This is a genomic window from Clostridium cuniculi (assembly GCF_004353185.1).
GTDB classification, from domain to species: Bacteria; Bacillota; Clostridia; order Clostridiales; family Clostridiaceae; genus Clostridium; species Clostridium cuniculi.
The window spans coordinates 53,266-69,504 of record NZ_SMUS01000022.1 but is presented as its reverse complement, the minus strand read 5'-3'; the positions used below and the strand labels follow the sequence as shown (position 1 = coordinate 69,504).

Below are 16,239 nucleotides of genomic sequence, written 5' to 3'. Positions count from 1 at the left end.
ATTTTGTTGTAAGATTTTTTTTGTTAGCATGAAAAATATTTTACCATAAATCCTAGGCTTATAGAGTCTAGGATTTATTTTTTTAGCAAAAGGGGCTGTCGCACTAATTATTTAGTGCGACAGCCCCTTAAGAAACATACTTTATAATTATCTTCTATTATTTTGTTGTTTCTTAGCTTTTCTACAAGCAGGACATCTTGTTGGTTCATTTTCAAATCCTTTTTCCTTGTAGAATTCTTGTTCTCCTTCTGTGAAAACAAATTCACTTCCACAGTCTCTGCATGTTAATGTTTTGTCTGCCATTTAAAATTCCTCCATACTATGTGAAAGGTCTAAACAAAAATAACAACAAAATAATAAATTATTAGTTACTGTTTGTATACCTTCCGTGTCTTTACATTATTATATTATAGACACTTTTAAAATTAATATACATAATTAGTAATATTATTTATATTTTTCTGTTTCTATAGGTAATCCCTTTTTTCTTAGCTTTTCTTCAATTATTTCTTTAATTATAGAATAGAATATTGCAAATAAAGGAACTCCTATTACCATTCCCACAAATCCCATAAACTTAGCCGCAACTAATAGTGAGAACAATATCCAAAATGCAGATATTCCAATTGAATCTCCAAGTATCTTAGGCCCAATTATATTTCCATCAATTTGTTGAATTACAATTATAATTATAACAAACCACAATGCTTGTATTGGAGATACAAATAATATAATTATTGCTGCTGGTATCCCCCCTATAAATGGTCCAAAGAATGGAATAATATTAGTAACACCAACTATTACTGAAATTAATAATACATATGGCATTTTAAATATAGTTAATATAAAAAATGTTAATACCCCTATTATAAAGGAATCTAAAATTTTACCACCAATAAATCTACTAAAAGTCATGTTACTTTGAGTTGCTAATCTTAAAGTAAATTTAGCCTTTTCTTCTGAGCACAATGCATATACAATCTTTTTTCCTAATGCCATAAACTTTTCTTTATCTATTAATATATAGATAGACACTATTATTCCTATTATTATATTTAATATACTAGATGTTGCACCTACCACAAAATTACCAATGACAGGAACAAGATTGCTTATTATTGTTATAATATATGTAACTGCTTCACCAAACTTATCGGTAATTAAATTAATATATTCTGGTTGTAAATTTAAATTATCAAATATATCATTAGTAACTTTTGTTAACTCATTTAAATATTCAGGTATATTATTTACTAATCCTATAATACTATCTACCAATTGTGGTAATACAAATTGTATAAATAAATATGTAATTATACTTGCCGTAATATAAGTTAATAATAGCCCTATACCTCTTTTAGCTGACCTTTTTAATTTTTTAAAAAAGTCATGGGATAAGATTTTATCCTCATAAAATTTTAAAATAAAGTTTAATAAATATGCTAATGTTCCCCCAATAATAAATGGGTGTAATGTTTTAATAAAATCATTAATACTTGCTTTTATTGAACTTATATGTGAAATTCCTAAATACAAAAGAATACTTCCACAAATAACCAAAAATGCATACATTGCTATTGTTGCATATTTATTATTCCAATTTATTTTCATTTTTTGCCCTCCACATCTAAAATAGTATCTCTATTTTAACATACTTTACAGTGAAAAGTTATTAAGATTTTCTAAAGTTAACTATTTATTAAAATTAACTCAAATTTACAAAAAAGTCAGTAATCCAAACAACACTCTACTAGATAGACATGTCATAATTGAAATAATTACTGACTTTTTAATTAAATTTATCCTAATTTATTTTTATGATAATTATATATATACACTGGTATACCTATTAACATTAATATGAATCCCCACATAACAGTTTCTGCCCCTGAACCATATATAGTCCAAATAACATATACAAATGCTAATAACGGTAATATTGATTTTTTAATAAATATCTTAAAGTTAAATTTACTTTCCCCTTTAAAAGCAAGCATCATTTCTGCTGATACACTTAATAGATATACTGGTAAGTAGGAAAGTGTTGCAAGTATTGTTATAAATGTAAATGCATCAACCATTCCTTTTTGGAAATTCATAATTAATAATATGTTTACTAATATAGATCCAAAAATTAATGAATTTACAGGTGTTCCTGTTTTATCATTTATTTTGCCAAAGAACTTTGGAAAAACACCATCAACTCCTGCTGCATACCCTACTCTAGCTGTAGATAAAAGCCATCCAATTACTGTTCCTAAAATACAAACAACAACAGCAATAGTTAATAACTTACCTACTTCATTTCCTAATGAATGTCTAAGTATATCTGTAAGTGGTGCTGAACTTTGTGCAAGCTCTGCATTACTCATAGCTCCCATACTACCTATACTTATTAATAAATATATTGTTGCTGCTATTATAATTCCATAAATTGTACTCTTTTTTACATTCTTTTCTGGATCTTTCAACTCTCCTGCTGCTACTGTTGCACTTTCAAGTCCTACAAAAGCCCAAAGTGTTGAAGTTGCCGCTAATGGAATTGTACTAAGACCTTTCCCCTGTGGATATAATGGTAATATATTTGATTTATCAAAATTTAAAAATGCAACTATAATAAATAATGCAAAAAATCCTATTTTAAATACTGTAACAAATGATTGAATTCTTCCAGCTTTTTTTACCCCAGCTATATTTATCAAAGTAAAAATCCATAAAATCAAACTTGAAAATATTATAGATATCATTGGGTTATTCAATATAGGAATAACTGCTGATGCATAGCTCGTAATAGCAACTATTATAGCTGCATTTCCAATCCATGATCCATTCCAATAAAGCCAAGCACTTAAAAATCCTGCAAAATCTCCAAAAGCCTCCTTTGTATATTGGTAAGCTCCTCCTGTTGAAGGATATTTTGCTCCGAGATTTGCAAATGATATTGCAATTAATATAGAACCAACTGTAGTTAAAATCCATGCAATAATTGTAGCACCTGGTCCTGCAACTTGTGCTAATGTTGATGGTAACATAAATACTCCAGAACCAATCATATTACCACAAACAAGCATTGTAGCCATAAAAAGACTAATTTCTTTTTTTAAACTCTTGTTTTCCATTTTTCCTCCTTAGCGCGGGGTAAAAAAATAAGCACAAAGACTAATCTTTGAGCTTGTACTTAATCATAAACAAACACAAAGATAGCTCTCCACAATTATATTGTGACAGTTTTGCACATATTTTATGCAAACCCAATATATAGATTTAAAGCATCCTCTATATATTTCGGCAATATTACCTTTCATATTAATTCATCGTGCTTATCTCCATAATATTACTCTTTAATATTGCAACCTCTATCTTACCCTATACTTTATAAAATTTCATTTTCATATTATTTTATTTTTTTCGACATTTTACTCTACAAGTAATTGTAACAATTTTTCAATAAATGTCAACCCAATTTATATTTAAAATGTAACTTACAATTTTATATTTTCATATATTGTATATGAGATTTAAAATTTATAAAAAACCAAATGATAAAGGAGAATTTATATTATGTATTCTTTTAAAAATACTACCCCAACAAATGGATTTGATTGTAATGATTTAAATAATGCTCGTCAAAATAATTATGCTTGGTCAATTGGACAATTAGACCAATATATCTATGTTGGCACTGGAAGAAATGTTGCTTATAATATACTCAATAGTATTTCACCAGAACTTATTACTCCAATTTCAATAACTCCAACACTAGCTAATAATTCACCTGAAATTTGGAGATACAAAAGAAATGATTCCCTTTCTTGGGAAAAAGTTTATTCAGTTCCAAATTACCTTCAAATATCTGGACTTAGATTTATAATTTCTCATAAACCTTTCAACGGAAATAACTGCCTTTATGCTGCTAGTTACGGTGGAAACTTAAAAATATTTAAATCTAGCAATGGAGTAAACTGGTTTCCTCTTTCTGATAGGATTCTTAAAGGAACTTCATCTCGTGCAATGATAAGTCATGAAGGCAAATTATACATTGCTACTATTGATGAAAAAAATCCTACTTCAACTCCTAACTTATATAGTAGTATAGATCCTGAATTTTATCCTTGGGAGTCTATAATAGATACTAACGATCCATTATATGATAAATCTAAAAATCCTAATGGCTCTATAAGTGAAATGACAGTTTTTAATGATAAAATCTATGTTTCTACTAATAATCCTGATGGTGTTCAGGTTTGGAGAACAAATAGTTCTACACCTAAACTAAATGATTGGACTCTTATTGTGGATAATGGATTTGGTGATGCTACAAATCAATATACTCTAAGTATGGGAATTTATAAAGATTATCTTTATGTAAGTGCTACCAAGAGACTTCCCTTAGCTTGGATTGCACCAATGGGATGTGACATTATAAGAATTGCTCCTAATGACAATTGGCAATTAGTTATAGGTAGTAGGCCTCTAATCCCTTCATCTCCATCTAAAGGAGTAAGGGGCAATAGTTTATCTGGTTTAAATTCTGGTTTTAGTAATCCTTTTAATGTATATGCATGGCAAATTAAAGAATATCATGGAAAATTATTAATAAGCACTTTTGATACTTCAATTAATATGGAAGTTATCCTAGAAACCCTCATTACTAATAGAACTGAAATAGAAAACAAAATTGGTACGGTAACAACAAATTCAATTATTAAAATATATCAATCTATAGTTTCTCAACTAAATTCTATACGCTATCCATTTGGATTTGATCTTTATGAATCTACTGACGGAATTAACTTTAGTCCTGTATTTTTAAATGGTTTAGCTAACAGATACAATTATGGTGGTAGAACACTATTTGTAGATTCTTCTAATATTCTTTATATTGGTACAGCTAATCCATTTCAAGGTTGTGAAGTTTGGAAAGTTGGGTTTAAGTCTAATGATACTCACTGCTACTCAAAGAGAAAAAACTATAGATGTCTATTATCAATCCAAAAAGAAATTAATGATAACTTTGATATGTTAAATAATTATATACCAATATTATTAAAATTTATCCCTAAAGAAACCTATCATAACTTTTTTTAATCTATATAAATCACCTAATAAGATTATTAACCTTATTAGGTGCTTTCCACTAACTATTTACTTTTTAAATCTAGTAGCATAACCACATTTTTTACATAAACTTTCAACTGCTACTCTTCTTGAAAAACCATTATATATGTTAGTTGCTCTTTCTCCAGTTATTATATCTTTTAAGGGTTTCTCAAAAACATTTCCTAATGGCAAATTACCATCACTATCTAAACAACATGGCACAACAGTACCATCTACTAAAATTCCTATTTGATTCCTAAGTCCATGACAAAAAACTTCTTCTCCTAAACTATCAATTTTTATATCTGGCCATTGAAATTTTTCTGCCATATTTAAATATACTTTATCTTTTAATTTAATCCTATTAGTTTCTTGTAATTTTTCTGATAATGAAAAATCAAGATTTAACTTTTCTTCAAGTATTTTTAAAATATCTTTATTTAAGTTATTTTCTCCCTTTAAATCATCACTATCCATATTCCATAATCGTATTGCACAGATTATATCACTATTTTCTCTAGCCTTTATTATAAAGTCAGTAACATTATCCAAGTATTCTTCTAACTCTACAGTTTTCTTATTTGCTTCAAAACTATGAAGAGAAATATTTACCTGTCTTAACGCCTTTGCATTAATAAGCTTATCTCCAACCTTACTTAATAAAGTACCATTAGTGGTTAAATTAACATGAAGTCCTTTATTGCTACTTTCCTCTAAAAAATATCCTATATTTTCATTTAATAAAGGCTCCCCCATTAAATGAAAATATATATGCTCTGTAAATGGCTTTACTTCATTCAAAATATAAGTAAACTCTTCTGTACTCATAAATTTATATTTTCTTTTAGTTTTTGGACAAAAGTTACAACTTAAATTACAAACATTAGTAATCTCTATATATACTTTTTTAAACTTTCTCATTTGTTAATCTTCTCCTTATACAAAAACATAGGAGAAATCCCCTACGTCTAACCTTACTTATCTAATCTTTCAAATGATATATATTCATATTTTTTACCAGTAATAAACTTAATTAAATCCAACTGAATTAAATCGTTATACTTTCCATTTCTCATTTCATCAATTATTTCCTGGGTCTTTTCCTTTGGACTATTTATTAAAATATCCTTTACTCCTTTAGGAAATTCTATAAACTTTCTAATTACATTATTATCACTATCCATAACCATAATAGTTGGTAGCTTCATTTCTCCAGATAACTTACTTAATAACTCTTCATTATCCTTTTTTAATAGAAATTTCACTTCAATATGTTCATTAAATTGAGAAAGTTTTATTAAAAATGGTATTATTGTTGCTGAATCCTTACATCTGGTTGATGTTATTACTAATATTTTAATATCTTTTTTTAAACTTATTATATCTCTTAGTCCTTGTTCTAAAATTTGACCTTGATCATATAACTCATTAATAAATATTATTTCCTCATCATTAGCATTATTTAAATATTCCTCATAATCCATCAGTTCAACATCCGTTAACATACTTACTCCCCTAAATAAATTTAAAATACATTTAATATAAATAGATTAAATATATTTATATTCAACCATATACTTATTAATATTATCATACTTATTTAATTATTTCTACTAACCCTAATAATCAAAAGTTGACTCTTGTAATAAACTTCCTATATTGATATAATTAATAAAATAAATTTTTGTATAATTTAGGAGGTATATTATGTCTATTAAAATGCTACATACTTGCATTAGAGTTATGGATTTAGAGAAATCATTAGAATTCTATAAAAATGCTTTAGGCTTAATTGAAACTAGAAGAAAGGATTTTCCAGAGCATAAGTTCACTTTAGTTTATCTATCAGATAAAGAAGGTGGTTATGAATTAGAATTAACTTATAACTATAATCCTGAAAAACCTTATGATCTTGGAAATGGTTTTAGCCACATAGCTATAGGACATCCAGACATTGAATCTTTAAGAGATAAACATATAGCACTTGGCTACGAAGTAACTGACCTAAAAGGATTACCAGGGGAAGCACCTCATTACTACTTCGTTACAGACCCAGATGGATATAAAGTAGAAGTAATTAGATCATAATTAAAAAATATTGATCACCACATGGAAGCGAAAAAATGAAATATTTATTTTCCGGTAATGGTGAAATTTTCACCTAGAATTTATATAATTGATTCCGTAAAGTTGCCTAAAGTTTTTAAACTCGCTGTTAGCTCAAACAGTAAAAACTTCTTTACGCCAACTTTACTCCATCAATTATTAAATTCTACGGCTTAATTTCAATCATACCTCCAAATTAATATTTCATTTTTTCTTTTTACATGTGTTTGCTTATAAAACGCCACTTTATAGTTAATATTTTGTGCTACAAATTATTCTGCTATGATAGTTATATCTTTAAATTAAATGTATTTTATCAAAGTTAAAGTATTTATAATTAATAATTTTTAAATTTAAATATAGCAGAAATCGTTAACTTTTAAGGTGGTTACGTAGATAAATTGTATCTTTTAGCTTAAAAGCTAGTGATAGAGAAAAATTAATGATATTATCGGAAGGAATATTGTAATTAAGTTTTAGAATTTAATTGTTTTTGGAAGAAAAAGTCCGTTAAGAAGCTGAGGTAAACGATAGTGAACTTCGAAGCTTTAGGACTTTTTCTGGAAAAAATAATATAAATTCTTAACGAAAATTACACTAATTCATGGAGATAATATCATTAATTTTCGTCATCACGGCATTCAAGCTATAACGAACAATTTAGTTAGAGGTAGATTATAAAGGGTTTGGCTGATATAATGTTTTTTAGAATATTTACAAACGAGGAGTAATTATATGAAATATTATTTAGCACCAATGGAAGGAATTACAGGGCACATATATAGAAATGCTTATGAAAAATACTTTCATAATATAGATAAATACTTTACGCCTTTTATTGTTCCTAATCAAAGTTTAAGTCTTAAAACTAAAGAGTTAAGAGATTTATTACCAGAAAATAATGAAGGTTTAAATGTAGTTCCACAAATATTAACTAATGATGCAGAAGGTTTTATACTAACTGCAAATAAATTAAAACAATTAGGATATGATGAAATTAATTTAAATTTAGGATGTCCAGCAGGAACTGTTGTTTCAAAAAAAAGGGGTTCAGGATTTCTTGCGTATCCAGATGAATTAGATAAATTTTTAGATGAAATATATAAAATCAGTGATATGAAAATATCAATAAAAACTAGATTAGGCAAAGAAATTCCAGAAGAATTTTATAATCTTATTGAAATTTATAATAAGTATCCTCTTGAAGAATTGATAATTCATCCTAGAACTAGAGAAGATTTTTATGGAAATACACCAAATCTAAAAATGTTTAAAGAGGCTTTATCTTTAAGTAAGCATTCTATATGCTATAATGGAGATATTTTTACTACTGAAAATTATAATGACATAGTAAAAGAGTTTCCAGAAATAGATAAAGTAATGCTTGGTAGAGGAGTATTAGCCAATCCAGGATTAATTGGTGAAATTAGAGAAAATAATTTTATTAGCAAAGAAGTTTTAAAAGAATTCCATGATGAAATTTTTGAAAATTATACAATTCTTTTAAATGAAGATAAAAATGCAATGTATAGAATGAAAGAACTTTGGGGATATATGTCACATATATTTACAGATAATAAAAAATATTATAAAAAAATTAAGAAAGAACAAAAAGCTAAAGATTATAGAGAGGCCGTTTCAAGATTATTTGAAGAGCAAGAAATTATAAAGGGTGCTGGATTATTTACTAATGAAGAATAAATAATATTAAGCATAAATAAATGAGGGTTCAAAATTTAATTTTTTGAGTCCTCATTTTAAATGTAGTAGACTATAAAATAAAAGTTGATAAAAATATCAACTTTTATTTTATATATTTATTTATAAAGTTATTTACAGTTGTCCAATAAGTTTCAGGATCTACTTCATAAGCTTTAGCATGTTCAGCACCTTTTATTGTTAACATTTCTTTTTCAGAGCTTGTTGCATTGTAAAGCTCTTCCATCATATAGTAAGGAACAAAATCATCTTGATCTCCATGGATATATAAAATTGGAGTTTTAGATTTTTTTACTTGATCTATAGATGAAGCTTCTCCTAAGAAATAACCAGCTCTTATTTTTGCAACTATAGATGAAACATTAAGTATTGGAAATTCAGGTAATGAAAATAAATCATCTAATTGATAAGCAAATTCATCCCAAACTGATGTATAGCCGCAATCTGCAACTATTGCTTTTACATTAGAAGGTATTTCTTCACCAGAAGTCATTAATACAGTAGCAGCTCCCATAGAAACTCCATGAAGTATTATTTCAGCATTAGGATCTTCATTTAATATGTAATTTATCCATGAGATAATATCTAATCTATCATCCCATCCCATTCCTATATAATCACCTTCACTTAATCCGTGAGCTCTTAAGTCTGGAATAAGTACATTATAGCCATTATCATAATATTTCTTAGCATATGAACTCATATTTATTCCTTCACTTGTATAACCATGTACAGTTATTACCCATTTGTCAGATGAAGTTTCATTTTTTATTTGATAACTGTGAAGCTTTAAGTTATCCGAAGAAGTTATATATTCATCAGTATAATTTGAGTCATTTAATAACCAAGAAATATCTGAATCTAGAACTTGTCCACTTGTTGCTGCTGCTTCTTCAGGTGTTCCAAATACTATATCTTTTGGTGTAGTTGGATTTAAAGCTAAGTTATAAAAGTAATTTCCTATAAGACTTAGAGAGATTACTATAATAACAGCAATAATTCCTAGGGATATACCTAAAAGTTTCTTTTTCTTCATTGTTAATCTCCTTTGTTAAAAAATAAAACCAAATAGTTTGAAAATCAAAATTTATTGCTAAATCATTGTATCATATTTTTTAAAAAAGGAACAAGTAAATAAAAGGTAATGATAACAATCAATATATGGATATTAGATCTTTTGGTAAAAAATAATTTTGACTATGACGAAAAAACATATATAATAGAAGAAGTGATTTTTTTTGTAGAATATGAACGGGGTGACATAAATTAATATGGAAGATAAAAATAAACTTCAAGAAGCAATAATGAAGGCTGATAATAAAAATGTAGAAAAAATGTGGAAAGATATAGATGAAAACTGTACTTTAAAAGCTTTCTTAGAAAAAATGACTAAAGATGAATTAGTTAAAATAGCTAAGAAGTATTCAGTGAGAGGTATTACAACATTAAAGAAGGCAGATGCTGTTGAAAGGGTAATGAATGTAATTTTAGAAAACACTAAAGTTGCTTTAGAGTTAATGGAAGAAAGTATTTTAAGATACATAGAAGAATTACTTAAAGAGAGCGGACTAAAGAAATACCAATGCAACGAAATGATTTATATCAATTATTTAAGAAATAGAGGTTTAGCTTTTTCTGGAGTAAAGAATGATGAGGCTTTTGTAGTTATGCCAGAGGAGTTAAAGGGTGTAATTAGTCTTCAGTTAAATAAAGAGTTAAAAGATAGAGCTAGATTAAATGAAGAAGTAATAAAAGCTATTTCAGGAATGGTTTATTATTATGGTATTTGTAAAATTGACTTCATTAAAGCTAATATAGAAAATATATTTGGAACAAGCTTTAATGAAGCATATATAAATACATTAATAGCAAATGGAGAAGAACTTGGATATGATTATGTTATTGATGGAGATATGCTTTGCAACATAGATGTAGAAGATACAGAAAAAATATTAAAGCTTCAAGAAGAATGTAAAAATGATTACTATAAATTTGATAAAAAATCATTAATAAAAGCAGGTAAAATTGATTTTGTTGAAGAAAATAAACAAGGTGCTAAATTAGAAAAGGTACTTGGTGAGTTATTTGTTATTGATAAAAATATATTAAAAGAAGAAATGGATGGTTTTATAGTTGCTATAAAAAATGAAGTTGAAAAGTCAGAAGCTATTGATATATTTTTACAAGCATATGAAATACAATCAGAAGAAGAAAGAAATATATTTGTATATGAATTAGAACTTTTTGCAAAAAGTATTAGAAAGTGGTCTCTAAAGGGATATACTGAAGATGAAATACAAAAGGCAAATTCTAGGGTTGTTAATGAAGTTAAAATAGGAAGAAATGATCCATGCATATGTGGAAGTGGTAAAAAGTATAAAAAGTGTTGTGGATAAATTAATTATAGTAAAAAAGGAATGTTTAATTACATTCCTTTTTTCATAAATAATAAGTTATTAATAATCTCAAAAAAATAGGAAAATTTTTTAAAAATAATCATTTGATAATTAAAGAGTGTTTTAAGTTAAAAAAAGGTAATTAAAATGAATTAACAATGAAATTATTACATCTAATAATTAATAGAAGTACGGAATAATGAAATATTTTGTATAAAGTAAACATCAATATTTTAGCGTCATAAAATATATAGAAGATAAAAATTATATTAAGAAATTAAAAGAATATATTTGTGGGGTGAATTGAAATGTTTAGTGCAATAATGTTACTAGGTGCTTCTATACTCATGATAATTTCTGTAAAATTATTTATCAATCAAATGAATTTAATTAATAAAGGTGTAAAGAAAAAAGCAAGAGTTGTTGAGTTACAATCTTTCAGTTATATAACTTATGGAAGTGAAAGAAATAAAATATACAACGTAGATATAAATCCGGTATTAGAAATTGATTTAGGTAATGAAAAATTAAGAATTGATTATCACGATTATGATGAAATGTCAGATTTAAATGAGGGAGACGAAGTAGAACTTATTTATCCAGAAGGAAATATAAAAAAGATAACTAGATATTCAAAGTATGAATTACTTAAAAAGTCAGTTTGTTTTGGAATAATAGCATTTATTATTATGGTAATATCTATTGGTCTAATATTAATCTAGAGTTAAAAATAAGAGGAGAAAATCGTACATCTCCTCTTATTTAATTCTAGTTAGGTGCAAATGATAAATAATTTCAAATAATACTGGATAAAAGGTATTAATATATTTTATAATAATAATATATTTATATTTTTTGGGAGAGTGAAACAAATGATACGTAAAGAGTCTGAGGACGTTTTAAATATGCTATTAGTAAAATTATTTAATGATATTTTAAAGATCGAAGCAGCTGCCATAAAGCAAGGTGAATTTAGTGATTTATCTGTCACTGAAAACCATATTATTGAGGCTATTGGTAAAGATAGAGAGATGACTATGACAGAGGTAGCAAAAGATTTAGAGATTACGGTAGGAACATTAACTACTGCTATAAATAGATTAATAAAAAAAGAGTATGTTGAGAGAAGAAGGATAGAAGAAGACAGAAGAGTTGTACTAATAAAATTAACACATAAAGGGGAAAAGGCATTTGATAGTCATGCACAATTCCACACTGATATGATAAAAAGTATTATTCAAGAGCTTCCAGAGACAGAAGAAACTGTACTTATAACAGCATTAAAGAGAATGACTAACTTTTTTGAAGAAAAATATAATCTTCTTGGTTAGTTGAATTTACTCAGCAACTTTATTTTAGAAAGATATTTAAATATTTAACTTAAAGGGGTATAGAAAGAATAGTATGGGAATAACTTATAGTTCAAGTATGGAGGTTGCCAAAATAGCTACGCAAATGGCAATATCCACAAGAGATGAAGAAGAGAATTTAAAGAATTTATATAAAAAGGTAGGCGTTTTAGTTACAGCAGTTAATATAGGTGGTAATATTAATGAATCTACCTCTAAGATATTAGAACGTGCTTTGGTAGCGGCTAAAAGAAGTAATGTTATAAGAGATGAGCATTTACATGAAGGTGGAGTTATCGGAGCAACTAGAGATGCGTTAATGCAGATTAGAGAACGTGCTAGTGGGCAAAATGTTGGAGGTAAAGTTGGAATAGCTAGAAAAGGACAGCATATGAGTGTTTGTATATTTTTAAGTGTAGGACTTTTACATTTAGATGAGGTTGTAATTGGGATTGGACATAGGGCTGTTCCGGAATAATATAGTAGATTAGTATAGATATTATTTTATACTAATCTATTTTTTTTACAAAATGCAAAAGGAATAAAATTAAAATATTTACAAAATATTCAAAATATGATAATATAAATAATAATAATTTAATAAAATAACTCAATTTTTAGTAATAAAAACATAAATAAATATTACTATAATTAAATAAAATAAGAAAAAATAAGGGGATTTTTATCATTATGTAAAGTAGAGTAGTAGGAGGGTTTGAGTTATTTTGAGTTTAAGGAGGATGGGAATATGGTAGGAAAGAAGAAAATAGCATTAATTTTGAGTGGAATTTTAATTATTGCAGGATTAATTTCCTGTACTAATACAACTTCATCAGATAAGGCTGAAAAAACAGATGGTGTAAGCAAAAATTTAAGTGAAGCTAATGAGATGTATACAATTGGAATAAATCAATTGGTGCAACATGATGCATTAGATGCTTCAAGAGAAGGCTTCCTAGAAGCTTTGAAGGAAAAAGGGTTTGAGGACGGAAAGAATTTAAAGATTGATTATCAAAATGCACAAGGAGATCTAGCCATTGCTAAAACTATTTCAGATCAATTTGTTACATCTAAGGTAGATATGATATTTGCTATAGCTACATCAAGCCTTCAAGCATCTTATAATGCTACAAGAGACATTCCAATAGTATTTACTGCAGTTACAGATCCTATTGAAGCAGGAGTGGCTGAAAGTTGGGAAAATTCAGGTACAAATGTTACAGGAACTTCAGATATGGTTTCTATGGAAGAACAATTAAATTTATTAACAACATTAGTTCCAGATATAAAAACACTGGGTGTAATATATAATTCATCAGAAGCAAATTCATTAGCACAAGTTCAAGAACTTAAGAAAGAAGCAGATAAAAAAGGAATAGATATTAAAGAGATATCTGTGACAACTGTTAATGAAATAAATCAAAATTTAAATGCAGCAATAGGATCAATAGATGCATTATATGCACCTACAGATAATACAGTAGCTTCAGCATATGATTTGGTTGGAAATATCTGCGTAAATAAAAACATTCCTATATTATGCGGTGAGGAAGCAGGAGTATCTAAAGGTGGGCTTTGCTCTATTGGTATAGATTATTTTAAGTTGGGAAAAGAAGCAGGATATAAAGCTGCAGAAATTTTAAATGGAACAAATCCAAGTGATATTGAAATAAGCACTTTAAGTGATATGTCTGTTACTATTAATACGGATGTAGCAGAAAAGTTAAATATAACAATTCCAGAAGATTTGAATACAAAAGCAAATAAAGTAACTGGAGGGGTTAAATAGTGGAAGTAATACTTAATGCTTTAGAACAAGGGTTACTATTTGCCTTAGTGGCAATGGGAGTTTATATAACATATAAGATACTAGACTTTCCGGATTTATCTGTTGATGGAACATTTCCTTTAGGTGCGTCAATTTCAGCAGCCATGTTAGTTCAAGGAATAAATCCGTGGATTACTATATTAGCAGCTACTTTAGGTGGTGCCTGCGCTGGCGCTGTAACTGGTTTTCTGAATGTGAAATTAAAAATAAGTAATTTGATGTCAGGAATATTAGTTATGATGGGATTATACTCAATAAATTTGAGAATAATGGGAAAATCAAACATACCACTTTTTAATACTAATTATATTTTTGAAAATTCTGCTATTAATTCAATATTTATTATTTTAGCTATAGTAATTTTAGTAAAAGTAATTTTAGATTTATTTCTAAAAACAAAAACAGGCTTTTTATTAGTTGCTGTTGGTGATAATGAACAGGTTGTATCATCATTAGGAGTAAATAAGAATATAGTGAAGGTTTTAGGGTTATCTATAAGTAATGCATTAGTAGCATTATCTGGTGCTTTAACAGCACAGAATCAAGGTTTTTCAGATATTACAATGGGAACTGGTATTGTTGTGATGGGATTAGCAGCAGTAATAATAGGAACATCAATATTTGGAAAATTATCTATAATAAAGGTTACAACTTTATCTATATTTGGAGCAATAATCTATAAATTAGTAGTAGCAGTAGCCTTGTGGATGAAATTAAATCCAAATGATTTAAAGATATTAACAGCCATATTAGTTGCTATAGCATTAGCATCAAATAGTGGTGTATTTAAAATAAAGAATAAAAGAAAAAAAATAAAGGATAATAGTGAAGGTGGTGAGGGAAATGCTGAAAATTCAGAAGTTATGCAAAGTATTTAATCCTAACACCATAAATGAAAATAAGGTTTTTGATAACTTTAGTATAGAAGTAAAGAAAGGCGAATTTATAACTATTATAGGATCAAATGGTGCAGGAAAATCAACTTTATTGAATTTAATTAGTGGTAATATTCCTATTGATTCTGGAGTGGTATTAATAGATGGGAAGGATGTATCATTTAAAGAAGAGTATGTTAGAGCTAAAGAAATAGGACGAGTTTATCAAAACCCATCAGTAGGTGTATCTCCTAATATGACTATTTTAGAAAATTTGGCTTTAGCAGATAATAAGGGAAAAACCTATGGGCTTTCTTTTGGAATTAATAAAAAGAGAATTGCATATTATAAGGAGTTGCTTATTAAGCTTGATTTAGGTCTTGAAAATAAACTTTATAATAAGGTAACACTATTATCAGGAGGGCAGCGTCAAGCTCTAACTCTTATGATGGCAGTAATGTCAGAACCAAAACTTCTGTTATTAGATGAACATACAGCAGCATTAGATCCTAAGACATCAGCTAAGATAATGGAAATTACCCAACAAGTTATAGAAGAAAATAATATTACTACATTAATGGTAACTCATAATATGAAGCAAGCTTTAGAATGTGGTAATAGGTTGTTTATGATGCATGAAGGAAAAGTCATTTTTGATATTAAAGGTAAAGAGAAGCGAGAGTTGACAACAGAAAAATTAATGGATATGTTCAGTAAGGCTAATGTTATTGATGAAGTAAGCGATAGAAGTTTATTAACATCACTAGCGTAGTAAAATTAAATAAAATAGTTGAAATCTTAAATCATATTAAGTTAAATATGCTTTAGGTTTCAACTTTTTTTTTATGTAGTGAATAAAAATATAT

16 protein-coding genes and 1 riboswitch are annotated in these 16,239 nt (G+C 27.4%); of the genes, 10 read left to right on the top strand and 6 right to left on the bottom strand.

Translation table 11 applies throughout. The features are described from left to right. Positions 1–147 precede the first annotated feature (147 nt). The 3 genes from EJJ37_RS12145 to EJJ37_RS12135 all read right to left on the bottom strand — a co-directional run bounded on the left by EJJ37_RS12145 (position 148) and on the right by EJJ37_RS12135 (position 3,119). On the bottom strand, positions 148–303 hold the full coding sequence (locus EJJ37_RS12145; protein ID WP_133015847.1) for a zinc-ribbon domain-containing protein: 156 nt from the start codon (positions 301–303) through the stop codon (positions 148–150). 144 nt (positions 304–447) lie between these two features. Continuing rightward, positions 448–1,611, bottom strand: coding sequence for an AI-2E family transporter (locus EJJ37_RS12140; RefSeq protein ID WP_133015846.1), 1,164 nt, complete (start codon positions 1,609–1,611; stop codon positions 448–450). Positions 1,612–1,799: 188 nt separating this feature from the next. Beyond that, on the bottom strand, positions 1,800–3,119 hold the full coding sequence (locus EJJ37_RS12135; protein WP_133015845.1) for an APC family permease: 1,320 nt from the start codon (positions 3,117–3,119) through the stop codon (positions 1,800–1,802). A gap of 74 nt (positions 3,120–3,193) precedes the next feature. Then, a riboswitch (Lysine riboswitch) is annotated at positions 3,194–3,367 on the bottom strand. A 194-nt stretch (positions 3,368–3,561) separates the two neighbouring features. Between EJJ37_RS12135 and EJJ37_RS12130 the strand changes: the two genes are divergently transcribed. Then, on the top strand, positions 3,562–5,088 hold the full coding sequence (locus EJJ37_RS12130; protein ID WP_133015844.1) for a hypothetical protein: 1,527 nt from the start codon (positions 3,562–3,564) through the stop codon (positions 5,086–5,088). A gap of 57 nt (positions 5,089–5,145) precedes the next feature. On the opposite strand, the gene EJJ37_RS12125 is transcribed toward EJJ37_RS12130, so the two are convergent. Then, positions 5,146–6,021, bottom strand: a complete 876-nt coding sequence (locus EJJ37_RS12125; RefSeq protein WP_133015843.1) for a radical SAM/SPASM domain-containing protein — start codon at positions 6,019–6,021, stop codon at positions 5,146–5,148. Between the two features lie 53 nt (positions 6,022–6,074). Next, positions 6,075–6,605, bottom strand: a complete 531-nt coding sequence (locus EJJ37_RS12120) for a thioredoxin family protein (protein WP_133015842.1) — start codon at positions 6,603–6,605, stop codon at positions 6,075–6,077. A 202-nt stretch (positions 6,606–6,807) separates the two neighbouring features. Here EJJ37_RS12120 and gloA point away from each other — a divergent pair, with 202 nt between their 5' ends. Together gloA and EJJ37_RS12110 are read left to right on the top strand one after the other, a co-directional pair. Then, a complete protein-coding gene (gene gloA, locus EJJ37_RS12115; protein WP_133015841.1) occupies positions 6,808–7,188 on the top strand; it encodes a lactoylglutathione lyase in 381 nt (126 codons plus the stop codon). A gap of 753 nt (positions 7,189–7,941) precedes the next feature. Beyond that, positions 7,942–8,907: a tRNA dihydrouridine synthase gene (locus EJJ37_RS12110; RefSeq protein WP_133015840.1), complete on the top strand. Its 966-nt coding sequence runs from the start codon at positions 7,942–7,944 to the stop codon at positions 8,905–8,907. A gap of 103 nt (positions 8,908–9,010) precedes the next feature. Here EJJ37_RS12110 and EJJ37_RS12105 read toward each other — a convergent pair whose 3' ends face one another. Then, positions 9,011–9,961 carry an alpha/beta hydrolase gene (locus EJJ37_RS12105; RefSeq protein ID WP_133015839.1) on the bottom strand — a complete coding sequence of 317 codons (951 nt, stop codon included), beginning with the start codon at positions 9,959–9,961 and terminating at the stop codon, positions 9,011–9,013. 235 nt (positions 9,962–10,196) lie between these two features. On the opposite strand from EJJ37_RS12105, the gene EJJ37_RS12100 reads away from it, so the two are divergent. The 7 genes from EJJ37_RS12100 (at position 10,197) to EJJ37_RS12070 (ending at position 16,145) form a co-directional block, all read left to right on the top strand. Then, a complete protein-coding gene (locus EJJ37_RS12100) occupies positions 10,197–11,321 on the top strand; it encodes a YecA family protein (RefSeq protein ID WP_133015838.1) in 1,125 nt (374 codons plus the stop codon). Positions 11,322–11,629: 308 nt separating this feature from the next. Next, a complete protein-coding gene (locus EJJ37_RS12095) occupies positions 11,630–12,043 on the top strand; it encodes a hypothetical protein (RefSeq protein WP_133015837.1) in 414 nt (137 codons plus the stop codon). A gap of 150 nt (positions 12,044–12,193) precedes the next feature. Then, positions 12,194–12,652, top strand: a complete 459-nt coding sequence (locus EJJ37_RS12090; protein ID WP_133015836.1) for a MarR family winged helix-turn-helix transcriptional regulator — start codon at positions 12,194–12,196, stop codon at positions 12,650–12,652. Positions 12,653–12,725: 73 nt separating this feature from the next. Then, entirely contained in the window at positions 12,726–13,148 is a 423-nt protein-coding gene (locus EJJ37_RS12085) for a HutP family protein (protein WP_133015835.1), read from the top strand. 270 nt (positions 13,149–13,418) lie between these two features. Further along, positions 13,419–14,459: an ABC transporter substrate-binding protein gene (locus EJJ37_RS12080; RefSeq protein ID WP_133015834.1), complete on the top strand. Its 1,041-nt coding sequence runs from the start codon at positions 13,419–13,421 to the stop codon at positions 14,457–14,459. After that, complete coding sequence (locus tag EJJ37_RS12075; RefSeq protein ID WP_133015833.1) at positions 14,459–15,376, top strand: ABC transporter permease; 918 nt, start codon at positions 14,459–14,461, stop codon at positions 15,374–15,376. Before EJJ37_RS12080 ends, EJJ37_RS12075 begins: the two co-directional genes overlap by 1 nt. Next, the gene (locus EJJ37_RS12070) at positions 15,342–16,145 is read left to right on the top strand and encodes an ABC transporter ATP-binding protein (protein ID WP_133015832.1); all 804 of its coding nucleotides are present in this window, start codon (positions 15,342–15,344) and stop codon (positions 16,143–16,145) included. Before EJJ37_RS12075 ends, EJJ37_RS12070 begins: the two co-directional genes overlap by 35 nt. Positions 16,146–16,239 lie beyond the last annotated feature (94 nt).